Genomic DNA, 20038 nt, shown 5'->3' on the forward strand with positions numbered 1-20038 from the left:
CGAGCAGGGGAAAGAGGAACGGCAGATGCTGAACCGTCTGCTTACCCTCTCACTTCGGAACCGCCATGCGAAACAGACTGAAGCCTCTGCGTGAACAGACCATCGTGCTGACCGGCGCGACGAGCGGCATCGGACTCGCCACCGCGCGTCGCGCCGCGAAGGCCGGCGCGCGCCTCATGCTCATTTCCCGCGACGAGACCGCGCTCAAGTCGCTTGCGGAAGAATTGTCGAAGGAGGGCGGCCCGGATGTCGCCTACACGGCAGCGGACGTCGGCGACGAAAGCCAGCTTCAGGCCGCCGCCGATGCCGCCGTCCAGCGCTTCGGCGGCTTCGATACGTGGATCAACAACGCGGGCGTGTCCATTTATGGGCGCTGCGTTGACGTCACGCTGGAAGATCAGCGCAAGCTGTTCGACACCAACTACTGGGGCGTCGTGAACGGATCGCGCATCGCCGTGAAGTCGCTGCGCGAACGCGGCGGCGCGCTCATCAACGTCGGCAGCGAATTGTCGGATGTAGCCGTGCCGTTGCAAGGTCCATACGTCGCATCCAAGCATGCGGTGAAGGGCTTCACCGATTCGCTGCGCATCGAACTCAAGGACGACGGCGCGCCGGTCTCGGTGACGCTGATCAAGCCTGCGGGCATCGATACGATGTTCGTCGAGCATGCGAAGAACTATCTCGATCAGGAGCCGAAGCTGCCGCCGCCCGTGTATGCGCCGGACATCGTCGCAAAGGCGATTCTTCATGCGGCCGTCCATCCGGAGCGCGATATCTATGTCGGCGGGGCGTCGCGCATGATGGCCGGCTTCGGTCAGCGCGCCCCGCGTCTTTACGATGCGATCACGAGCAAGCTCGGCATCAGGAGCCAGTTGAAGGATGAGCCGCGCAGCAGCGGCGATGCGCTCCACGAAGGTTCCGGCACGCTTCGGGAACGCTCGGGCCGCAACGGCCGCGTGCGCGAGACGAGCCTGTACACCAGCGCGCGTCTGCAGCCGGCGGGCGCGCGCGCCGCGCTGACCGGCGTGGCCGCGGTGATGCTCGTGATGGCCGCGCGGCGCTATGTGCGGATCGTGCGCGATGCGTATTGAATCCCAACGCTCCGATCCATACCAGGAATCCGCCATGCATCGACTGAACCGCTGTCTTGCTGCCCTGAGTGTCGCCATGCTGACGCAGGCGACTGTCGCCCAGACCCTGCCGAACGACACAGCGGCGTACGCGCGCATGGGCGGCGCGAAGTTGCAACTGATCGCCCGTTTCGAGCATCAGGTCACGGGCGTGACGGTATCGCCCGATGGCCGCACCTTCGTCAATTTTCCGCGCTGGACCGAGGACGCGCCGATATCGGTTGCGGAACTCGGCCCGAACGGCGATCTTCGCCCGTTCCCCGATGCCGAATGGAACGCCTGGCGCAATGCCCGCCGCGATGAACTGTCGCCGGCGGATCATTGGGTGTGCGTGCAATCGGTCGTCGCGGACAAAGCGGGCAATCTGTGGGTGCTCGATCCCGGCGCGCCGGCGCAATCGCTCGTCGTGCCGGGCGCGCCGAAGCTCGCGCAGATCGACCTGCGGACGAACCAGATCGCGCATGTGTTCGCGTTCGACGAATCCATCGCGCCGCAAGGCAGTTATCTGAACGATCTGCGCCTGAGCCCGGACGGCCGCTTCATCTACATGACCGATTCGGGCGTGCGCGGGGCGATCGTCGTGATCGACAGGACGACGGGCGTCGCGCGGCGCGTGCTCGACGGCGATCCGAGCACGCAGGCGGACAAGACCGTGACCGTGAAAGTCGACGGCAAGCCGCTGCGCCAGACCGATGGCCGGGGCGTGAACTTCTCGGCGGACGGCATCGCGCTCACGCCGGACGGACGCTATCTGTACTGGCAGGCGGTGAAGGGCAAGACGCTTTACCGCATTCCGGTCGATGCGCTGCAGAACGCGCAACTGAGCCCGCAGCAAGTGTCGTCGCGCGTGGAGACGGTCGGCATCGACGGCCCCGCCGATGGCCTGCTCTTCGACGAGCGTGGCCGGCTCTACATATCGGCGGTGGAGCATCATGCGGTGCGCGTGCGGGACGGCGAGCGGCTCTGGACGCTGCTGCGCGATCCGCAGCTTCGCTGGCCCGACACGTTCACGCAGGGTCCGGACGGCACTGTTTATGTGACGGACTCGCGCATTCCGGACATGAGCTGGTTCAAGCCCGACAATCCGGCCGCGCTGCCGACGTCCCTTTACGCGATCCGGCGCAGATAGCGCTTACAAGCCGAACGGAAAGGTCTCCGGCGCATCGGGCGATGCCTGCGGCGCGGGCATCGCCTGGACGGCGCGCGTCGTGTCGAACCAGACGAACGCGTCGAACTGCGCGGGCAGTTCGGCCTGCGCGTAGTGACTATAAAGCTCCGTGTCCGGCCGATAAATTACGCCGATGAACCGTTCCAGCCGCTCCTCCGAGAGCGCCTCGCGCAGCGCATCGGCGACGCCGGGGCGCAGATCGACCATGCAGCGGTTCACGCCCGCGAGATGAAACTGCTGCTCGTAGCTGTCCGCGCGCGAGGGCCGCACGTTCATCACCTGCATCGGCTCGTCCCAGTCCGATGCCGCCGCGACCGTCCCCCCATGCGTGCCGAAGCCGATGAGCGCGGCGGCGTCGCCGAAGCGTTCGCGGCACAACTGGCCGACGTTCAGCTCGTCGCGCACGCGGCCCATTTCGGTGGCGGAGGCATCGCCGAGATGCGAGTTATGCGCCCACACGACGGCGCGGGAATCCGGACCCCATGCGTCGAGCAGGCTCGTCAGCGTGTCGAACATGTGGGTGTCGCGCAGGTTCCAGCTTTCGGCAGAGCCGCTATACATCGCGCGATAGTACTGCTCCGCCGATGCCACGAGCCGCGCGTTGTGCGTGGCGTCGAGCAGGCCGGGATCGGCGGCGGGCGATGCGAGGCGCTTGTCGAGCAGATCGCGCAACTGGGCGATGACCGCCTTCTCGCACTTGCCGAAGCCCGCCTGCCACGCGGCGCGGCCATACACGGCGGGGTTTTTCTGCCACGGCGTGAGACAGCCGTAGCGCTCGCGAGCGATGCGCGCCGCTTCGGGGTCCTCGCGGTCGAGATAGGCGAGCACGGCGGTGATGGACTCGGACAGGCTGTAGAGATCGAGGCCATAGAACGCGGCGCGGCGATCGGGCGGCAGCGCGACGTTGTGCTCGCGCATCCACGCGACGAACGCGCCGAATTCGGCGTTGCGCCACATCCATTGCGGAAAGCGCTGGAAGGGCTTCGCATCGGGCCGCGCGCGCGGCCTATGACGCACGTGTTCGTCGACGGTCGCCGCGTCCGGCCAGTCCGCCTCCACCGCGACGAAGCGAAAACCGTGTTTCTCGATGAGCCGCCTCGTGATGGCGGCGCGCGCCTCGTAGAACTCAGCAGTGCCGTGGCTCGCTTCGCCGAGCAGCACGACGCGCTTGTCAGCGAAGCGGTCAAAGGCTTGCGCGAACTCCGGCGCGGCCGGCGCGGGCAGCGGCACCGCCGAAGCGCGGATCAGGTCGGGCAGCGAACGTGCGGCGCTCGCGCGTTGCGCCTGCGGCGGCATCGACGGGGCCGTGTGGCGAAGGTCCGGTTCGTCGGCCCAGCCCGCCGCGCCGATCAGCGGGACGAACATCACGGAGCCGAGGTCTTCCTGCTCGAAGTCGTGCTCGCCGACGCGCACGAACCTGACGAGCCGCTGCGCCTCGCGGGCATCGCCGACCGGCATCACGAGCCGTCCGCCCATCTTCAATTGCTCGCGCCACGCCGCCGGCACGTACGGGCCGCCCGCCGACGCGAGGATCGCATCGAACGGCGCGTGCTGCGCAAGCCCTTCGGTGCCGTCCGCATGATGCACGGCCACGTTCGCGACGCCGAGCGCATCGAGGGTGGAGCGGGCGGCGTCGGCGAGTTCACGAAGACGCTCGACCGATTCCACCTGCGCGCCGATGCACGCCATCACCGCCGCTGCGTACCCCGAACCGGTGCCGATGTCGAGCACGCGGTCGCCCGGCTGGAGGCCGGCGGCTTCGAGCATCAGCGCGACGATATACGGCTGCGAGATGGTCTGATTCGCGGCGATGGGCAGCGGGTTGTCGTCGTAGGCGAATTCGGCGAGGGCGGCATCCACGAACGCATGACGCGGCACCTTCGCCATGCAGTCGAGCACGCGCGGGTTCGCGATGCCGCGTCGTTTGAGCTGCCGCTCGATCATGCGGCTCTGCGCAGCCTCGATGCTGTCCATCGGTGCTCCCTGAGAAAACGCCGGGGTTCGTTCCGGCAAGCAAGCGACGGACCCAGGTTCGAGGTTTGCTCGACGATTCGGGTCGAAGCTCCGGAGGGACGCAACATGTCGCCGATGCCGCTCGTCCTCCAATGGCCGGATGTGTGCATCCGCATCGCGCTGGCGGCGCTGGCCGGCATTCTGATCGGCCTGAACCGCGGCGAATCGGGCAAGGTGGCGGGCCTGCGCACGACGCTGCTCGTCTGCCTCGCAGCGTGTCTTGCGATGCTGCAAGTGAATGCGCTTCTCGCGCAGTCCGGCAAGAACGAACAGTCGATGATCGAACTCGATCTGATGCGTCTGCCCCTCGGGATACTGTCGGGCGTCGGCTTCATCGGCGCGGGCGCGATCTTGCGCAAGGACGGGCTCGTGCTCGGCGTGACGACGGCGGCGACGCTGTGGTTCGTCACCGTCGTCGGGCTGTGCTTCGGCGGCGGGCAGCTCGCGCTCGGGGCCGTCGGGCTCGTGCTGGGCATCGTCGTGCTGTGGTTCATGAAGGTGGTCGAGATGCGGATTCCGCGCGATCAGCAGGCGGAACTGAAGATCGTCTACGAACGCGGACGGTTCACGAGCGAATCGCTCGTCCAGTCGATGCGCGCGTGCGGCTGCCGGCTGACGGCGGTTGCCGGATCGGCGGGCGCGACAGGGGATCGCGTGGAGGAGCGCTTCGAGGTCCGCTGGCGGCAAGCGCCGGGTTCGGTGGACATGCCGCCGTTCGTCGAGGCGGCATCGGTGGCGGGCGTGGAGCACGTCGAGTGGTCGGTCATGCGCTGAAAGCGTACCGCTTCGCTGCGATGAAATGCTTTACCCTTGAGGCGGACCATCGCCCAGGAGACCGCCCCCGTGAAGAAGCTCATCAACAGTCCGGCCCGCGTCGTGCGCGACATGCTCGAAGGGATCGCGCGTCAAGCGCCGCACGTCGCCATTCTCGGCGATGAAAACGTGCTCGTGCGGCGGCCCGAACCGGACGCGGCGGATCGCCCCGTCGCGATCATCTCCGGCGGCGGCAGCGGACACGAACCGGCGCACGGCGGCTATGTGGGCCACGGCATGTTGAGCGCAGCGGTATGCGGCGAAGTCTTCACGTCGCCATCGACGGATGCGGTGCTCGCCGCTATCCGCGCGACAGCCGGCCCGCGCGGGGCCGTGCTCATCGTCAAGAATTACACGGGCGATCGCCTGAACTTCGGGCTCGCGGCGGAGATCGCGCGGGCGGAAGGCATCCCGGTCGAAGTGGTCGTCGTCGCGGACGATGTCGCGCTGCGCAGGCAGGCGGATCGCAGCCAGCGGCGCGGCATCGCGGGCACCGTGCTGGTTCACAAGATCACGGGCGCGGCGGCGGCGCGCGGTCTCGCGCTGGACGACGTTGCGCGCATCGCGCGGCAGGCGGCGGCGAAGCTCGGCACGATGGGCGTCGCGCTCGACGGCTGCACGCTGCCCGGCGCGGACCGTTCGGGCTTCACGCTCGCGGACGATGAAATCGAGCTCGGCCTCGGCATCCACGGAGAAAAGGGCGTCGAGCGCACCGCGCCCAAGCCCGCCGATGCGCTCTCCGACGTGCTGATAACGAACATCGTCGACGACATGGCGCTCGATGCGGGCGAACGCGTCGCGCTGCTCGTGAACGGCCTCGGCGCGACGCCGCAAATGGAACTCGACATCGTGCTGCGCGCGGCCTTCGACACTCTTGCGCGCCGCGACATTCACGTGGTCCGCGCGTGGTCCGGCACGCTGCTCTCGGCGCTGAACATGCCCGGCTGTTCGATCTCCCTGCTGCGTGTGGACGACGCCACGCTCGACTTGCTCGACGCGCCGACCGACGCCCGCGCGTGGCCCGGCGGCGGCGCGGTGAACGGCGACATTCGACTCGACGTGCCGATGCCGCCGCCCGTCGCGGGCGCGGTCGTCCAGAGCATGCCGGGAGGCGGCTGGGCGCGGCGCATCGCGCCCGCGTTGCACGCCGTCGCGGATGCGCTCATCGCCAACGAGCCTACGCTGACGGATCTGGATTCGCAGGCCGGCGACGGCGATCTCGGCGTCAGCATGACGCGCGCGGCTCACGCAATCCGCGATGTCCCCGACGCTGCGCTCGAAACGCCCGACGGCGCGCTCGCCGCGCTCGGGGCGGCGTTACGCCGGGCGATCGCGGGCAGCTCCGGCCCGTTCTATGCGACGGCGCTGATGCGCGCATCGCGGCATCTCGCGGGCATCGAACGTCCCGCGGCGAAGGACTGGGCGGCGGCGTTCGCCCATGCGGTGGACGCGATCGGTGAACTCGGTGGCGCGAAGGCCGGCGATCGCACGATGCTCGATGCCTTGCTGCCCGCCGTATCCGCGTTCGACAACGCGCTGAACGCAGGCCGTGGCGCCGGCGACGCCTGGTCCGCCGCCGTCGCCGCCGCGGAAGAAGGCGCGCAGGCAACGGCGGCAATGACGCCGCGGGCCGGCCGCGCGAGCTATCTGGGCGCGCGGGCGGTCGGCATTCCGGATGGCGGCGCGGTGGCGGTCGCGTGCTGGCTCGCCGCGCTGACGCCGCATGTGCGGTAGGCCGGTTTGCGACATGCGCGGCGGTTCAAGACTTTCGCGTATTAGCCGTTAACTGGCCATATGCGTGGCCATATGCGAAGCGTCAATTCAGAATGAAGCAGGCAAGCGAGTGCATGTCAACCTTATTACCCTCTATTTCCTTGCTATCGGAACGCTTCTCGCCAGTTCGGCGATGACGTTCTGGGAGCATCGGACGCATCCCGCGCGCAGCAGGCAACTCAGGATTCTGGCGGCGGGCTATGCGACGCTCGCGCTCGGCTGCGCGGCGGCGTCCTTTCGCCGCGATTTGCCCGGCGCGTGGGGCGCGGCGACGAGCAACCTCATCATCGTCAGCGGCTATCTGCTGATACTGCACGGCGTCGCATCGTTGAACGGACGGCAGCACGGGCGCGCGTCCGCCGGCATTCTCGTCGCGCTCGCGCTCACGTGGGCGCTCGGCGGCGGCCGATGGCTCGAACTCATCTGGAGCTATGCGAGCGCGGTTCCCATTGCGATTGCCTGCGCGCTGACGTCGCGCGAACTGCTGATCAGGAGCGGCGGCACGGGGCTGCAGGCGAGGCGCATCGCGGCGCTCGTCTCCGGCGCTCACGCGTTGTTCTATGCCGCGCGCGCCTTCGTTCTGCCGTGGCTCGTCACGTCGTTCGGGCATGGCGTGCTGCTCGTCGTCGGCAAGATCACGATGTACGAGGGCGTTCTCTATTCCGTCGTGCTGCCGATGACGCTCCTGCGCCTCGTGCGCGATGAATCGCACGGCCAGCTCGTGCACGAATCGAATACGGACTATCTGACGGGCGTCGGCAACCGCCGATGGTTCTTCGAGGAAGGCGCGCGAATCGTTCGCGATGTCGGCGCTTCGCGGCCTGTCGCGGTCCTCGCGGTCGACCTCGACCACTTCAAGGCGATCAACGACCGGCACGGGCATCAGGCCGGCGACGATGTGCTCAAATCATTCGCGACGATCGCCCGCAACGTGCTGGGACCGCACGCCACGCTCGCGCGCATCGGCGGTGAGGAGTTTGCCGCTGTCCTGCACGACCATGACGGCGTCAGGGGGCAGGCAGCGGGCGAATCCGTCGTTCGCCGTTTCGCGGAGGCCGCCGTGCAGGGCGCGGATGGCGCCGTCATTCGCGCGACGGCGAGCATCGGGCTCGCGGTGTCCGACACGCACGCGCCGTCGCTCGGCGTATTGCTCGCCTCGGCGGATCAGGCGCTGTATCGCGCGAAATCGCTGGGCGGCAACCGGCTCGAACGTGCGATGCCGGCGCATCGAGACGAAGTGGCGGCGCATCCGTCGCCGACGCACGAGGCGCACCGCTAGAGCGCCCGCTTTTTCCGGCGCTTAGCGCCGTCCGAACGTTCGTCGGACGCATTGTCGTTCGCGTCGGCGAGGCCCGATTCCGCGATCAACTGCTGGCGCGCGCGATGGTAATACTCGTCCGCGCGGTCCGGCTGCCTGCCTTCCGCTTCCCACATGTAATACGCAAGCGTGCGAATCCGTTGTTCGAGCAGTTCGCCCTCCATCGGGACTTCCGCCTGAGCGTCGGGCTTGCTGGGGGTGTCTGACATTCTCTGTCGTCCTCAGGATGAGTGGAGCAGGCGCAACCGGTGCATTCGTCATGCCACGCCGCAGGTTCTGACGCTACGGCGCATCGTCGTCGAACTCGCTTGCAACGACGATTCTGCCGCAATAGTTGAGCGCGTGATCGTGTGCGTCGATGACCCGAAACGACAAGTCCGGGTAACTCAGTCTTCGATAGAACGCAGTCTCGAAGAGTTCGCCCCGCGCTCGCCGATAAAGCACACGGCCGGCGAGATACGACTGCGCGCCATCAGGAGCCGGGGCCTCGGCTGAAATGCCGCCGCCGAACGTCGTGTGGATGTCGCCGTCGAACGAAGACCACAGCTCCGCGCGGGCGTCGAGCACCGTGCCTTCGACGATGACGGATGTCACCGGATAGCCCCAGCTCGCTCGCGGCAACGCGTGCGGCGAACCGGGGTATGCGCGCTTCAGCTCGAAGATGCTGCGGACGATTTCGGCGCGCGCATCGCCCTGATTGCCGATGACGAGCACCACGCGGCCAGGCGTGCCGGGAATGGCCGTCGCCCTGAGCAGAACGATCGACGGATTCACGGCGTCCGCCGCACGCGCTCCATCACGAAGCCGCTCGCGGGTATCGCCGGCATGCGCGACAGGTCGATCGACAAGTCCTGTTCCGGCACCGCGTACTCCATTTCGCCCGCCAGTATCTGCGCGGCGCGCCTGAGCAGTGCGATGGTGGCCCATTCGCCCGCGCAGCGATGGCCGGTATCGAAGACGCCGCCGCCTTGCGGGACGAGCGCGAAGCCGTCGTCGCGCCAGTTGCGGAACCGCGCCGGATCGAAGTCGTCGGGGCGCTCCCAGGCGTGGGGATCGCGATTGGTGCCGTAGAGATCGAGCAACACCCATTCGCCCGGCGCGAACGCTCGGCCCTGCCATTCGAACGGCGTGAGCGCGCGCCCGCCGACCGCCGGAAAGAACGGGAAGTAGCGCCGCACTTCCTGCACGAATTGCAACGCGGCATCGGCGTTCGTGGCGACGGCTGCCCGGTGCGCCGGCCATCGATACAGCGCGAGCGCCGCATAGACGATGAAGCGCTCGATCGCCACGGTCGGGCGCAGCAGGTTGATGAGCTCGTTCGCCGCGACTTTCGCCGGCAGCAACGCACCGTCCGCGTCGAGATGCGAAGCGATGATCGCGACGGGGCTTTGCGCGTCCACCGCGAGCGTGCCGGAGCGCACGTCATCGAAAATGCGCCGCGCCCAGCGCTCCGTCCTCGCGCGCAGCAATTGAGCGCGCCAGTTCTTCGGGCCGACCGAGCCGGAGGAATCGAACATGGCGGTCAGCTCGTGCGTCAGCGAATCGAAATCGCAGCGGGCGCGCGGCACGCCGGTCCACTCGCACGCGGCCTCGCACAGCACGCGAGGCACTTCGCGAGCGAGCACGATGCGGCCCGCGCCCTGCCAGCGGTGCATGCTCCGGTGCCACGCGTCGGTCATGCAGGCGTCGTATCGGGCGATGGCCTCGCGCGTCATCATCGCCATGAACATTGCCTTGCGCCGATGATGCGCCGCGCCGTCGAGCGTCTGCACGCTGCCGATGTCCTGCAGCAGCGTCAGCGTCAGCGGCGGGATCGCCCCGCGGCGCGTGAAGCGTTCGGGCGTATAGAACATGCGCGCGGCGTCCGCGCCGCTGACACAGATCACGTGCCGCAACATCATGCGCGCTTCGAAACCCGGTGCGCCCAACGCTTCGCAGCGGCTCGGGATGAAGCGATACCCTTCGCGCAGTAGCGCAAGCGTGCTGTCGAATTCGGTCGTGCGCGGGAAGTGCGGCATGCGATGACCTTGCGCTCCGTCGGTCGGGACCGACTCCGCCCGCATGCCGTGTGCCCGAAAGCGCCGGCGGCGTGGGCATAGCCATTGCGGCGAGGATGCTCGCCTGGGCGATAACCCATCGAACGTCGAAGCGAGGCGCGTCTCCAGGCAGCGCCTGCGCTACTCAGCAAACGGAGTCAGTCATGGCAAGACACGCGAACAGCCCATCGGGGCCGGGCAAGCCGACGGCCGTCGAAACGTCGGACATCAAGAAGGAAGAAGGACTCGTCGAGTTATCGAGCGAGGACGATACGATCGGCGGCGCGGAAGGCGCTCAATCGCAGCGGCAGGAAGGCGGCAGCAACGATGACGGCGCCGCCTCCGTCAAGGGAGAATGACAAGGCGGCGCCGCGTGCTCATCGCGCGGGCTGCCGCCATTGCGTCCACCAGCCGCGCAATTGCAGCGCCATCGACTTGAACGGCGGATTGGCGAACAGGACGAACGCGCCGAGCGCAAGGCCGCCGCAAGCGAGGAATGTGATCCGATAGCCCATTGCAGCGACGAGTGCGCCCGACAGGACGCCCGACAGAATGGAGCCGACGCGCGATGCGTTGAAGAAAAGCGCCGTCGCCGCGCCGGGGTTGCGCGGCATCATGTCCTGGATATAGACCATGCCGAGGCACGAAGTCACCGCGACGACGAACGCATTGAAGGCCTGCATCGGGATGAGAAGATGCACCGTCTGCGATGCGCTCACCGCAACGAAATAGACGACGTGCACGACGGCGCATGCGGCAAGCCAGCGCTGCTTGTCGAGGCGCGCACCACGCGCGCCGAGCGCGAGCATCATCGGGATCTCGAGGAATGCGCCGAGACCCAGCATGATCGATACGTCGATCTGCGTGCCGCGCAATCCCTGCACGACATAGAGCGGCAGCACGATCATCGTGGCATTCGCCGCGAGGCCGATGAGCGTCAGCGCAATGGCCGCCCGCCATATCTGGGCGCGCGTGCCTTCCATTTCCGGATGCGGCTCGGCGGGATGCGCGTGCTCGGTCATCGTCGTCACTTCGAGCGACGATGCCGGATCGCCCGCGTAATGCGGCTCGGCGGACGCGGAGATTCGCGCTGCATCCTTCATGCGCCATACGATGACCGAACACGCCGCGAACGATACCGCGGCAAACACGAAAAGCCCGTGAAAACCGGCCCCGGCCAGAACCAGAGCGCCGACCGATGGCCCGAACACCCAGGCCATCGAGAGCACGGTGCGCAGCGTCGCGAGCGCGAGCGATCGTTCGGCATGGCTCGTGACCGGCAGCGCGACGCGTGCGAACGAGAACACGAGAGACATCGCCGAACTGCCGACACCGAGAAACACGATGCCGATCACGAGCAGCGACGCGTAACTGCGCAACAGGCACAGCAACAGAAAGCCGAGCGACGATGCGATCAGCGCGCTCATGAGCAGCATGCGATGACGCCCGTGCCTGTCGGTCCATTTTCCCGCCAGCGCGCTCGCGAGAACGCCGCTCGCCGCGATGAGCGTCATGAAAAGCCCGAGCTGAAGCGGCGTCATGCCGGCCTCCTGCACGCTGAAAAGCGACAGGTAAGGCGCGGTGAACGACATGGCGACGCCCAGCATCAGCGTCGCGCCTGCGAGAGGCAAGAAGGAATGCAGGCGCGCGAGGCGGAAGAGGCGTGCGTCCATCGACGGATGTGTCCTTGGGATGAGGGAAGACAGCGGGAACGTGCCGCAGGTTAGCGCAATCGGCGTTCCGCCAGTGTGGAAGTTTGAAGAAGGATGCCTAAGCGAACTTCAGGACGGCAGCGTCACCGACAGCAGCCATCGGGTTCCGGCGCCCGCTTGCGTTTCGACCGCGAGTTCGCCGCCTATGTTGCCGATCAGACGCCGTGCAGTTGCAAGCCCGGTGCCTTCGGTCGCGCCAGCCGCATAGCCGCTGCCGTTGTCGCGCACTTCGACGATCAGCGCCCGTGATGTGCGATGCATCGAGATGCGAATCTCGCCCGCCGCGCCGTTGAACGCGTGCTCGACGGCGTTCGCGACAAGCTCGTTGACCACGGTGCCGATGGCCGTGCAGGTATCGATGCCGAGCATCACCGCGCCTTGCTCGATGGATCGCGCGAGCGTGATGTGATGGCCCGCGAAGTCGTAGAAGCCGTCGAAGCTCGCGCACATCGACTCGAGGTACACGCCGGGGTCCACCGATTCGCCGTGCTCGCCCAGCCCGAGCAGGTGATCGTAGAGCGATGCCATCGCGAACACGCGCCGCTCGACATCGTGATAAGCCTTCTGCACGGACGGGTCCTGCGAATTCATCGCCTTCTGCGCAAGCAGCGCGGCGATCATCTGGAAGTTGTTGCGGATGCGATGCTGCTGCTCCCGCAAGAGCGTGACCTTCGCATCGCGGTCCTCGATCAACGCTTCGCGCTGCTGCCGGGATTCGATGCCGTCAGCGAGGATCGCGGCAACGGATGCGAGGAACGATACGTGGGACGCATCGACGGCATGCACGGTGTCGTAATCGACTTCAAGGATGCCGTACGCGCCCTCGGCGGCGATGAGCGGAAGGTTGATCGTCGTGACAACGGAGCATTCGCGCAGAAGATCCGGCACGGTGTCGCCGCGTTCCTTCATGACATCCGCCACGACGACGGGCCGGGCGGTGATCAACGCCTGTCCCGGTGGATTGCCGGCTTCGGCGGTGCCCGCGTCGCGTCCGATGACCGATGCGTCAAGGCCGTATTGCGCCTTGACGATGAGGAAATTGTCGGAGTGCCGGAGTTCCAGCACCTTGGCCATCGGCGCATTGCAGCCTGCTGCCGCGCATTGCACGGCGGCGTCGAGCAGTCGCGCGATGGAACGCTCGCCCTGAAAAGCATCGTGCATGACGGCTAACGCATTGCGTTGCCGAACCAGCAATGCGATAGGGACGGTGTCGTTTTCGGCGAACTGGAGGTCGCTTATCGATGCGGCCCAGGTCGCTCTGCGCGCGAAGCTCATTTGTTCTGACGATAGGTGGCTGACACGCCTGTCGATTCGACAGGGATCGTTACCGCGCATGCGGCAGAGATGCTCCGCATCCGCCATGCCACCGCACGCCGTTCACTGCAGCGCGCCTGCTCCCGCCTTGGCCACCTGCGCGTCCTGATCGGCCTTGACGCCCGATACGCCCACTGCGCCGATCACCGCGCCATCCGCCACGACCGGCACGCCGCCTTCGAGCGTCCCGACAAGCGGCGCACTCAGGAACGCGGTGCGGCCGTTGTTGATCATGTCTTCGTATTGCTTCGATTCACGCCGGCCGAGCGCGGCCGTGCGTGCTTTCTCGGTGGCGATATACGCGCCGATGGGCGCGCAGCCGTCGAGGCGCAACAGGCCGAGCGGATGACCGCCGTCGTCGGTCACGGCGATCGTTACCGCCCAGCCGTTCTTTTCCGCTTCGGCGCGCGCGGCGTCGAGAATACGTGTCGTTTCGGCGATGCCGAGGATCGGTTTGCTTTTCATGCGCTTCGCTCGTTGAGAGTTGAAAATGAACGCGCCGCCCATGAAGGCGGCGCGGTAAGTATGAAGCGTCAGGCGTTATCCGGCGAGACGCTCCGAAGCACGCGCGGCCTGCCGCGTTTGCAGCAACGCGAGCACCGCGCCGAAGATGAGCGCGCCCGACACGCAATAGATGCCTGCGTTCGTGCTATGCGTCACGTCCTTCAGCCAGCCGATGATGGATGCGCTGACGAAGCCCGCGAGGTTGCCGACCGAATTGATCATGCCGATGGCCGCCGCTGCCGAACCGCCCGCGAGGATCGCGCTCGGGTAGGTCCAGAAGACGGGCATCGTCGCCAGCATGCCGGCGGTGCCCACGGTGAGCGCGAGCATCGCAAGGGGGATGTTGCCGGTGAGTTGCGTGCTGACATAGAGTCCGATGCCCGCGAGCGCGGCGGGAATCGCGAAGTGCCAGCGGCGTTCGTTGGTGCGGTCCGAACTGCGCGCAACAAAGAACATGCTCGCCACTGCGACCGCATACGGAATGGCCGTCAGCAGGCCGACTTGCAGCGCGCTTTGCACCCCCGTCGCCTTGACGAGCGTCGGCAAATAGAAGCTGATGCCATAGAGGCCCATCATGCAGCAGAAGTAGATGATGGCCATCTTCCAGATGCGCAGATCGGTGAAGACCTTGCCGAGCGCTTCGTGCGTCTTGCCGGCATCGTCGCGCTGAATGTTCGCTTCGAGCACGCGCTTTTCTTCTTCCGTGAGCCACTTCGCCGCGCGAATGTTGTTCGGCAGGCAAAACAGCGTGACGACGCCGAGCACGGCGGAAGGAATCGCTTCGAGCAGGAACAGCCACTGCCAGTTCGACCAGCCGCCCACGCCCTGAAACGCGGCCATGATCCATCCCGACAGCGGCCCGCCGACCACGCCCGCCACCGGAATGCCCATCATGAAGAGGGCATTCATGCGCGAGCGCCGCGCGGCCGGGAACCAGTAGGTGAGATAAAGCACGATGCCGGGGAAGAAGCCCGCCTCGGCGACGCCGAGCAAGAAGCGCATCACGTAGAACATCGTCGGTGTCTTGACGAAAAGGGATGCGGCGGAGATGACGGCCCACGTGATCATGATCCGCGCGATCCAGACTCGCGCGCCGACGCGATGCATGATGATATTGCTTGGGACTTCGAAAAGAAAATAGCCAATAAAAAAGATGCCCGCGCCGAGACCATACACGGTCTCGCTGAACGACAGGTCGTTGAGCATCTGCAGCTTGGCGAAGCCGACGTTCACGCGATCGAGGTACGCCGCGACGTAGCAGAAAAAGAGGAAGGGCAAAAGCCGCCATGCGGCTTTCGAATAGGCGCGCGCTTCGAGTGCCGCATAATCGCGCGCGTTGCTGTCGGGATAGGTGTTGCTTGCCACGGTGTGTGTCTCCAGTCTCGTTATGAATGATGTGCGCTTACGCGATGGCCTCGTCGACGATCTCGATCCAGTGGCGCACCGCCGTGCGCCCCGCGCCGCCGAGATGCGTCTGGCAGCCGATGTTCGCGGTCGCGATGATATCCGGCTGCCCGCTTTCGAGCGCATCGAGCTTGTTGTCGCGCAGCTTGCGCGAAAGCTCGGGCTGCGTGAAGGCGTACGTTCCCGCCGATCCGCAGCACAGGTGCGGATCGGGCACGGAGGTCAGCGGGAAGCCCAGACGGCTCAGTATCGCTTCCACCGATCCGCCGAGCTTTTGCGCGTGTTGAAGCGTGCAAGGACAATGAAACGCCACGCGCTGGTCCGCCTTCACACGCAAATGTTCGAGCGGCAATGCGGCGAGCACTTCGCCGATATCACGCGCCAGTTCGCTCACGCGAGCCGCTTTGGCGGCATAGGCGGGATCGTTGCGCAGCAGATGGCCGTATTCCTTGATGAACGCGCCGCAACCGCTTGCCGTCTGGATGATCGCTTCCGCGCCGGCTTCGATCTTCGGCCACCAGGCGTCGATGTTGCGCCGTGCGCGGTCCAGTCCCGCGTCCTGCGCGTTGAGATGATAGTCAACCGCGCCGCAGCAGCCCGCTTCGTGCGCCGGCTCGATGCCGATGCCGAGACGGTCGAGCACCCGCGCTGTCGCCGCATTCGTGTTCGGCGACAACGAGCGTTGCGCGCAGCCTTCGAGCATGAGCATGCGCCGCGCATGACGCATCGGCGGGCGCGGCGTTGCGCGTGCGGCTTCGCGCGGAATCTTGTCGCCGATCTTCGCGGGCAATGCGCCGCGCATCAGGCGGCCGGCCGCAAGCAATGCGCCGAACGTGCGCGGACGCGTGATGACCTTGCGCAACCCCGCGCGCATCACGCGCTCGCTCATGGGACGCTCGACGCGCGCTTCCAGCATGTCGCGGCCGATATCCAGCAGCGCGTGATACTTCACGCCGGACGGACACGTCGTTTCGCAGTTGCGGCACGTGAGGCAGCGGTCCAGATGCAGTTGCGTCTTGTCGCTGGCGGGCTGGCCTTCGAGCATCTGCTTGATGAGATAGATGCGCCCGCGCGGACCGTCGAGTTCATTGCCGAGCAGTTGATAGGTCGGACACGTCGCGTTGCAGAAGCCGCAATGCACGCACGAACGGAGAATGTCCTCCGCTTCTTTCGCGCGCGGCAGCGTTAGAGCCTGATCGCTGAGATTCGTTTGCATGTCGATGAGTCGATAAAGCGATTCGGATGGCGAATCAATACGCGGCGTACATGCGCCCCGGATTGAAGATGCGGTGCGGATCGAGGCGTGCCTTCAGTTGCTCGTGCAGGCGCATGAGCGGCGCGGGAAGCGGATGGAACGGCTCCCCGCTGCCGTGCTCCGTGAAGCACGTGGCATGTCCGCCCGCCGCGTTCGCGATGGCGCGGATGTCGGGGACCTGAGCATCGCTCTTGAGCCAGCGTTGCGCGCCGGCCCAGTCGAGCAGTACCGCGCCGGGCAGGTCCACGAGCGGTGTCGCATTCGGCAGCGACAAACGCCAGAGCGTGCGCGGATCGTCGAAGAAGCCGAGACGTTGCTCGCGCAGATCGTCCCAGAAGCGCATATCGAGCACATTGCCGCCGATGCGATCGACCGCCGCGCGCACCGATCCCGTGCCGCCTTCGAGCCGCAGGTGCAGCGCCTGATCGACGAAGCATGCGCCGGTCACGGGCAGCGCCGCGCGCCGCCATGCCGACAGCTCGCGCATCGCTTCGCTCGCGTCCATCGCGATGACGAGACTCGCGGATGCGCGCGGCTTGGGCAGCACCTTCAACGACACTTCGGTGATGAGGCCGAGGCATCCGAAACTGCCGCTCATCAGCCGCGATACATCGAAGCCGGCGACGTTTTTCATCACCTGGCCGCCGAAGCGCAGGTGCTTGCCTTCACCGGTGATGACGCGGCAGCCGAGCACGAAGTCGCGCACGGAGCCTGCCCACGGCCGGCGCGGTCCCGCGAGCCCGCTCGCCACCGCGCCGCCGATGGTCGCCAGCCCGTCATACGTCGGCGGCTCGCACGGCAGCATCTGGCCCGCTTCGTCGAGCGCCGCGTTGAGTTCGGCGAGCGGCGTGCCGGCGCGCGCGGTGATCACGAGTTCGCTCGGGTCGTAACTGACGATGCCGCGATGCGTGCGTGTATCGATCTCGCGCGCCCCCGTGTTCACAGGACGGCCGAGGAACGCTTTGGTGTTCGCGCCGCGTATCGAGATCGGCTCGTGGCGCGCAATCGCTTGTCGAACCTCGTCGGCGAGGCGCGCGCTGTCATCGAAAGATAAGGGGTCGCGCCGCATCAGAACCGCTCCAGTTCGGGGAAGGGCAGTGCGCCGTGATGCACGTGCATCGCGCCGAATTCAGCGCAGCGGTGCAGCGTCGGCACGTTCTTGCCCGGATTGAGCAGGCCGTGGGCGTCGAATGCCGCCTTGACCGCGTGAAAGAAGGTGAGCTCGTCTGCGTTGAATTGCGCGCACATCTGATTGATCTTCTCGCGGCCCACGCCATGTTCGCCGGTGATGCTGCCGCCCACTTCGACGCACAGTTCGAGGATGCGTGCGCCGATGGTCTCGGCGCGCTCCGTTTCGCCGGGCGCGTTGGCGTCGAAGAGAATCAGCGGATGCATGTTGCCGTCGCCCGCATGGAACACGTTCGCCACTTGCAGCCCATATTCCTGCGATAACGCCGCGATGCCCCGCAGCACGCGCGACAGTTCGCGGCGTGGAATGGTGCCGTCCATGCAGTAGTAATCGGGCGAGATACGGCCGACCGCCGGGAACGCGTTCTTGCGGCCGGCCCAGAAGCGCTGGCGTTCCGCTTCGTTCGCCGCGAGCCGGATGTCCGTTGCGCCCGCCGCGCGCAGCAGCGCTTCCACGCGCTCGCAGTCTTCCTGCACGTCGGACTCGACGCCGTCGACTTCGCAGAGCAGCAGCGCTTCGGCATCGACGGGATAGCCCGCGTGAATGAAGTCCTCGGCGGCGCGGATCGCGAGGTTGTCCATCATTTCGAGGCCGCCGGGAATGACGCCCGCCGCGATGATCTGCGCGACCGCATCGCCGGCGCGCTCGATATCGTCGAAGCTCGCGAGCAGCACTTTCGCGCTCTGCGGCTTGGTCAGCAGCTTGACCGTGACTTCGACCACCACGCCGAGCATGCCTTCGGAGCCCGTGATGAGCGCGAGCAGATCGAAGCCGGGCGAATCGAGCGCCTCGGAGCCGAGCGTCACGCGCTCGCCGTCGATGGTGACGATATCGACCTTCAGGATATTGTGGACCGTGAGGCCGTACTTGAGGCAATGCACGCCGCCCGCATTCTCCGCGACGTTGCCGCCGATCGAGCACGCGATCTGCGACGACGGATCGGGCGCGTAGTACAGGCCATGCGGCGCGGCGGCCTGCGATATCGCGAGGTTGCGCACGCCGGGCTGCACGCGCGCGATGCCGGCTTCGGCATCGATCTCGAGGATGCGGTTGAAACGCGCCATCACGAGCAGGATGCCTTTCTCGAGGGGCAGCGCGCCGCCCGAAAGCCCGGTGCCCGCGCCCCGCGCGACCACCGGAATGTGATGTGCCGACGCGTATTCGAGCAGCGCTTCGACTTCATCGACGGCGCCGGGCAGCGCGACGAGCATCGGCGTGATGCGATACGCGGAAAGGCCGTCGCATTCGAACGGGCGCAGGTCTTCCTGATCGTGCAGAAGCTGGAGGTCGGGCAGAAGCGCCCGTAAATCGCGGACGATCGCGGCTTTGTCGTGATCGCGCAGCGGGCCGTCGATTCTTTCGTCGTAGGCGTAGGTCATGCGGTGTCTCCGTGCCGACGGCGTTCATATCGACGCCTGTCTCGATTGCAGGTGTTGCGCATTCTTGCGGCCCGAGCGCGCCCTTGTCGATGCTTTTCGCACTGGTATGACCAGTTTATTTGCAGCGCAGCATGCGGACAAGCGGCCGTAGCTCAAGAAAACGCCTGCCGACAAGGGTTGGCGCCGCGCGCACGGTGTTACTATCATCGCTGGTCATACCAGTGACGAAAGAGAGGTGGACGGCATGGAACCGGACAAGCGCAAACTCGCGGATGTGGTCGTCGAGCGCGTGGAGCGCCTTATCGTCGATGGCGTGTTGAAAGAAGGGCAGACGCTGCCTTCGGAGCGTCGCTTGACCGAGAAGCTCGGCGTGTCGCGCACGGCGCTGCGCGAAGGGCTGCGAATCCTGCGCGCGCGCGGCTTGATCGAGACATCGCATGGAAAGGGCTCGTTCGTTGCGAAGCTGACGGTCGAGCCTGCTCAGACGCCGATGATGCATCTACTCGGCTCGCAACCGCGCACGCTTTACGACCTGCTCGAAGTGCGGGAGATGATCGAAGCGGAATCGGCGCGTCTCGCGGCCATGCGCGGCACGCCGGCCGATCACATTCTCATCAGGCGGCGCTACGAAGAGATGATGGCCGCGCAAGCGAAGGAAACGGATGCGAGCACCCATGCGCGGCTCGATCACGCGTTCCATCTCGCGATCTGCGAGGCTTCGCACAATCCCGTGCTGGTGCATACGCTCGGCATTCTCAACGACCTGATGCTGAGTTCGGTGTTCGCGTCCGTGAACAATCTCTATCACCGCGAGCAGCACAAACGCGTGATCGACCGGCAGCACGCGCGGCTCTATAACGCGGTGACGGGACACTTGCCCGAGCAGGCGCGCCGCGCCGCGAGCCAGCATATCCGCAGTGTGCGCGAGCGTTTTGCGGAGATCGAGCAGGAAGAGCAGCGGCTCGTGCGATCCACGTTGCGGCTCGAAGGCTGGGCATGAGCCAGCCGGCAAGCCTATAGAATGACTCGC

Annotated in this window: 18 protein-coding genes; 7 read left to right on the top strand and 11 right to left on the bottom strand. The window is 66.5% G+C overall.

Annotated elements, in window-relative coordinates; translation table 11 throughout:
* The first annotated feature begins 65 nt into the window (after window positions 1–65).
* Window positions 66–1091, top strand: coding sequence for an SDR family oxidoreductase (locus P9255_RS00220; RefSeq protein ID WP_309768846.1), 1026 nt, complete (start codon window positions 66–68; stop codon window positions 1089–1091).
* Window positions 1092–1227: 136 nt separating this feature from the next.
* Entirely contained in the window at window positions 1228–2259 is a 1032-nt protein-coding gene (locus tag P9255_RS00225) for an SMP-30/gluconolactonase/LRE family protein (protein WP_404980238.1), read from the top strand.
* Between the two features lie 3 nt (window positions 2260–2262).
* Here P9255_RS00225 and P9255_RS00230 read toward each other — a convergent pair whose 3' ends face one another.
* Window positions 2263–4272 (bottom strand): protein-L-isoaspartate(D-aspartate) O-methyltransferase, encoded by a 2010-nt coding sequence (locus tag P9255_RS00230; RefSeq protein WP_309789010.1) that lies wholly within the window; start codon window positions 4270–4272, stop codon window positions 2263–2265.
* Window positions 4273–4377: 105 nt separating this feature from the next.
* Here P9255_RS00230 and P9255_RS00235 point away from each other — a divergent pair, with 105 nt between their 5' ends.
* The 3 genes from P9255_RS00235 to P9255_RS00245 all read left to right on the top strand — a co-directional run bounded on the left by P9255_RS00235 (window position 4378) and on the right by P9255_RS00245 (window position 8176).
* On the top strand, window positions 4378–5085 hold the full coding sequence (locus tag P9255_RS00235) for an MgtC/SapB family protein (protein WP_309768849.1): 708 nt from the start codon (window positions 4378–4380) through the stop codon (window positions 5083–5085).
* A 69-nt stretch (window positions 5086–5154) separates the two neighbouring features.
* Complete coding sequence (locus P9255_RS00240) at window positions 5155–6858, top strand: dihydroxyacetone kinase family protein (protein WP_309768850.1); 1704 nt, start codon at window positions 5155–5157, stop codon at window positions 6856–6858.
* 109 nt (window positions 6859–6967) lie between these two features.
* The gene (locus P9255_RS00245) at window positions 6968–8176 is read left to right on the top strand and encodes a GGDEF domain-containing protein (RefSeq protein WP_309789011.1); all 1209 of its coding nucleotides are present in this window, start codon (window positions 6968–6970) and stop codon (window positions 8174–8176) included.
* Here P9255_RS00245 and P9255_RS00250 read toward each other — a convergent pair.
* The 3 genes from P9255_RS00250 to P9255_RS00260 all read right to left on the bottom strand — a co-directional run bounded on the left by P9255_RS00250 (window position 8173) and on the right by P9255_RS00260 (window position 10233).
* A complete protein-coding gene (locus tag P9255_RS00250) occupies window positions 8173–8424 on the bottom strand; it encodes a DUF2934 domain-containing protein (RefSeq protein ID WP_309768852.1) in 252 nt (83 codons plus the stop codon). The genes P9255_RS00245 and P9255_RS00250 overlap by 4 nt on opposite strands.
* A 73-nt stretch (window positions 8425–8497) precedes the next feature.
* On the bottom strand, window positions 8498–8989 hold the full coding sequence (locus P9255_RS00255; protein WP_309768853.1) for a hypothetical protein: 492 nt from the start codon (window positions 8987–8989) through the stop codon (window positions 8498–8500).
* The gene (locus P9255_RS00260) at window positions 8986–10233 is read right to left on the bottom strand and encodes a cytochrome P450 (RefSeq protein WP_309768854.1); all 1248 of its coding nucleotides are present in this window, start codon (window positions 10231–10233) and stop codon (window positions 8986–8988) included. The genes P9255_RS00255 and P9255_RS00260 overlap by 4 nt, the downstream gene beginning before the upstream one ends.
* A gap of 182 nt (window positions 10234–10415) precedes the next feature.
* Here P9255_RS00260 and P9255_RS00265 point away from each other — a divergent pair, with 182 nt between their 5' ends.
* Window positions 10416–10610: a hypothetical protein gene (locus P9255_RS00265; RefSeq protein WP_309768855.1), complete on the top strand. Its 195-nt coding sequence runs from the start codon at window positions 10416–10418 to the stop codon at window positions 10608–10610.
* 18 nt (window positions 10611–10628) lie between these two features.
* Here the strand turns inward: P9255_RS00265 and P9255_RS00270 are convergent, their stop codons facing one another.
* The 7 genes from P9255_RS00270 to glcD form a co-directional block, all read right to left on the bottom strand.
* A complete protein-coding gene (locus P9255_RS00270) occupies window positions 10629–11924 on the bottom strand; it encodes a sugar efflux transporter (protein WP_309768856.1) in 1296 nt (431 codons plus the stop codon).
* Window positions 11925–12032: 108 nt separating this feature from the next.
* Complete coding sequence (locus tag P9255_RS00275; protein ID WP_309768857.1) at window positions 12033–13124, bottom strand: histidine kinase dimerization/phosphoacceptor domain -containing protein; 1092 nt, start codon at window positions 13122–13124, stop codon at window positions 12033–12035.
* A 216-nt stretch (window positions 13125–13340) separates the two neighbouring features.
* Window positions 13341–13742, bottom strand: a complete 402-nt coding sequence (locus P9255_RS00280; protein WP_309768858.1) for a heme-binding protein — start codon at window positions 13740–13742, stop codon at window positions 13341–13343.
* Window positions 13743–13817: 75 nt separating this feature from the next.
* The gene (locus tag P9255_RS00285) at window positions 13818–15146 is read right to left on the bottom strand and encodes an MFS transporter (RefSeq protein WP_404980221.1); all 1329 of its coding nucleotides are present in this window, start codon (window positions 15144–15146) and stop codon (window positions 13818–13820) included.
* A 37-nt stretch (window positions 15147–15183) separates the two neighbouring features.
* Window positions 15184–16401 (bottom strand): glycolate oxidase subunit GlcF, encoded by a 1218-nt coding sequence (gene glcF, locus P9255_RS00290; RefSeq protein WP_309768859.1) that lies wholly within the window; start codon window positions 16399–16401, stop codon window positions 15184–15186.
* Window positions 16402–16435: 34 nt separating this feature from the next.
* The gene (gene glcE, locus P9255_RS00295; protein ID WP_309789012.1) at window positions 16436–17509 is read right to left on the bottom strand and encodes a glycolate oxidase subunit GlcE; all 1074 of its coding nucleotides are present in this window, start codon (window positions 17507–17509) and stop codon (window positions 16436–16438) included.
* Window positions 17509–19008, bottom strand: coding sequence for a glycolate oxidase subunit GlcD (glcD, locus tag P9255_RS00300; RefSeq protein ID WP_309768861.1), 1500 nt, complete (start codon window positions 19006–19008; stop codon window positions 17509–17511). The genes glcE and glcD overlap by 1 nt, the downstream gene beginning before the upstream one ends.
* A 244-nt stretch (window positions 19009–19252) precedes the next feature.
* Between glcD and glcC the strand changes: the two genes are divergently transcribed.
* A complete protein-coding gene (gene glcC, locus P9255_RS00305; RefSeq protein ID WP_309768862.1) occupies window positions 19253–20008 on the top strand; it encodes a transcriptional regulator GlcC in 756 nt (251 codons plus the stop codon).
* Window positions 20009–20038 lie beyond the last annotated feature (30 nt).

It is taken from the genome of Caballeronia sp. LZ019 (assembly GCF_031450825.1).
GTDB lineage: Bacteria > Pseudomonadota > Gammaproteobacteria > Burkholderiales > Burkholderiaceae > Caballeronia.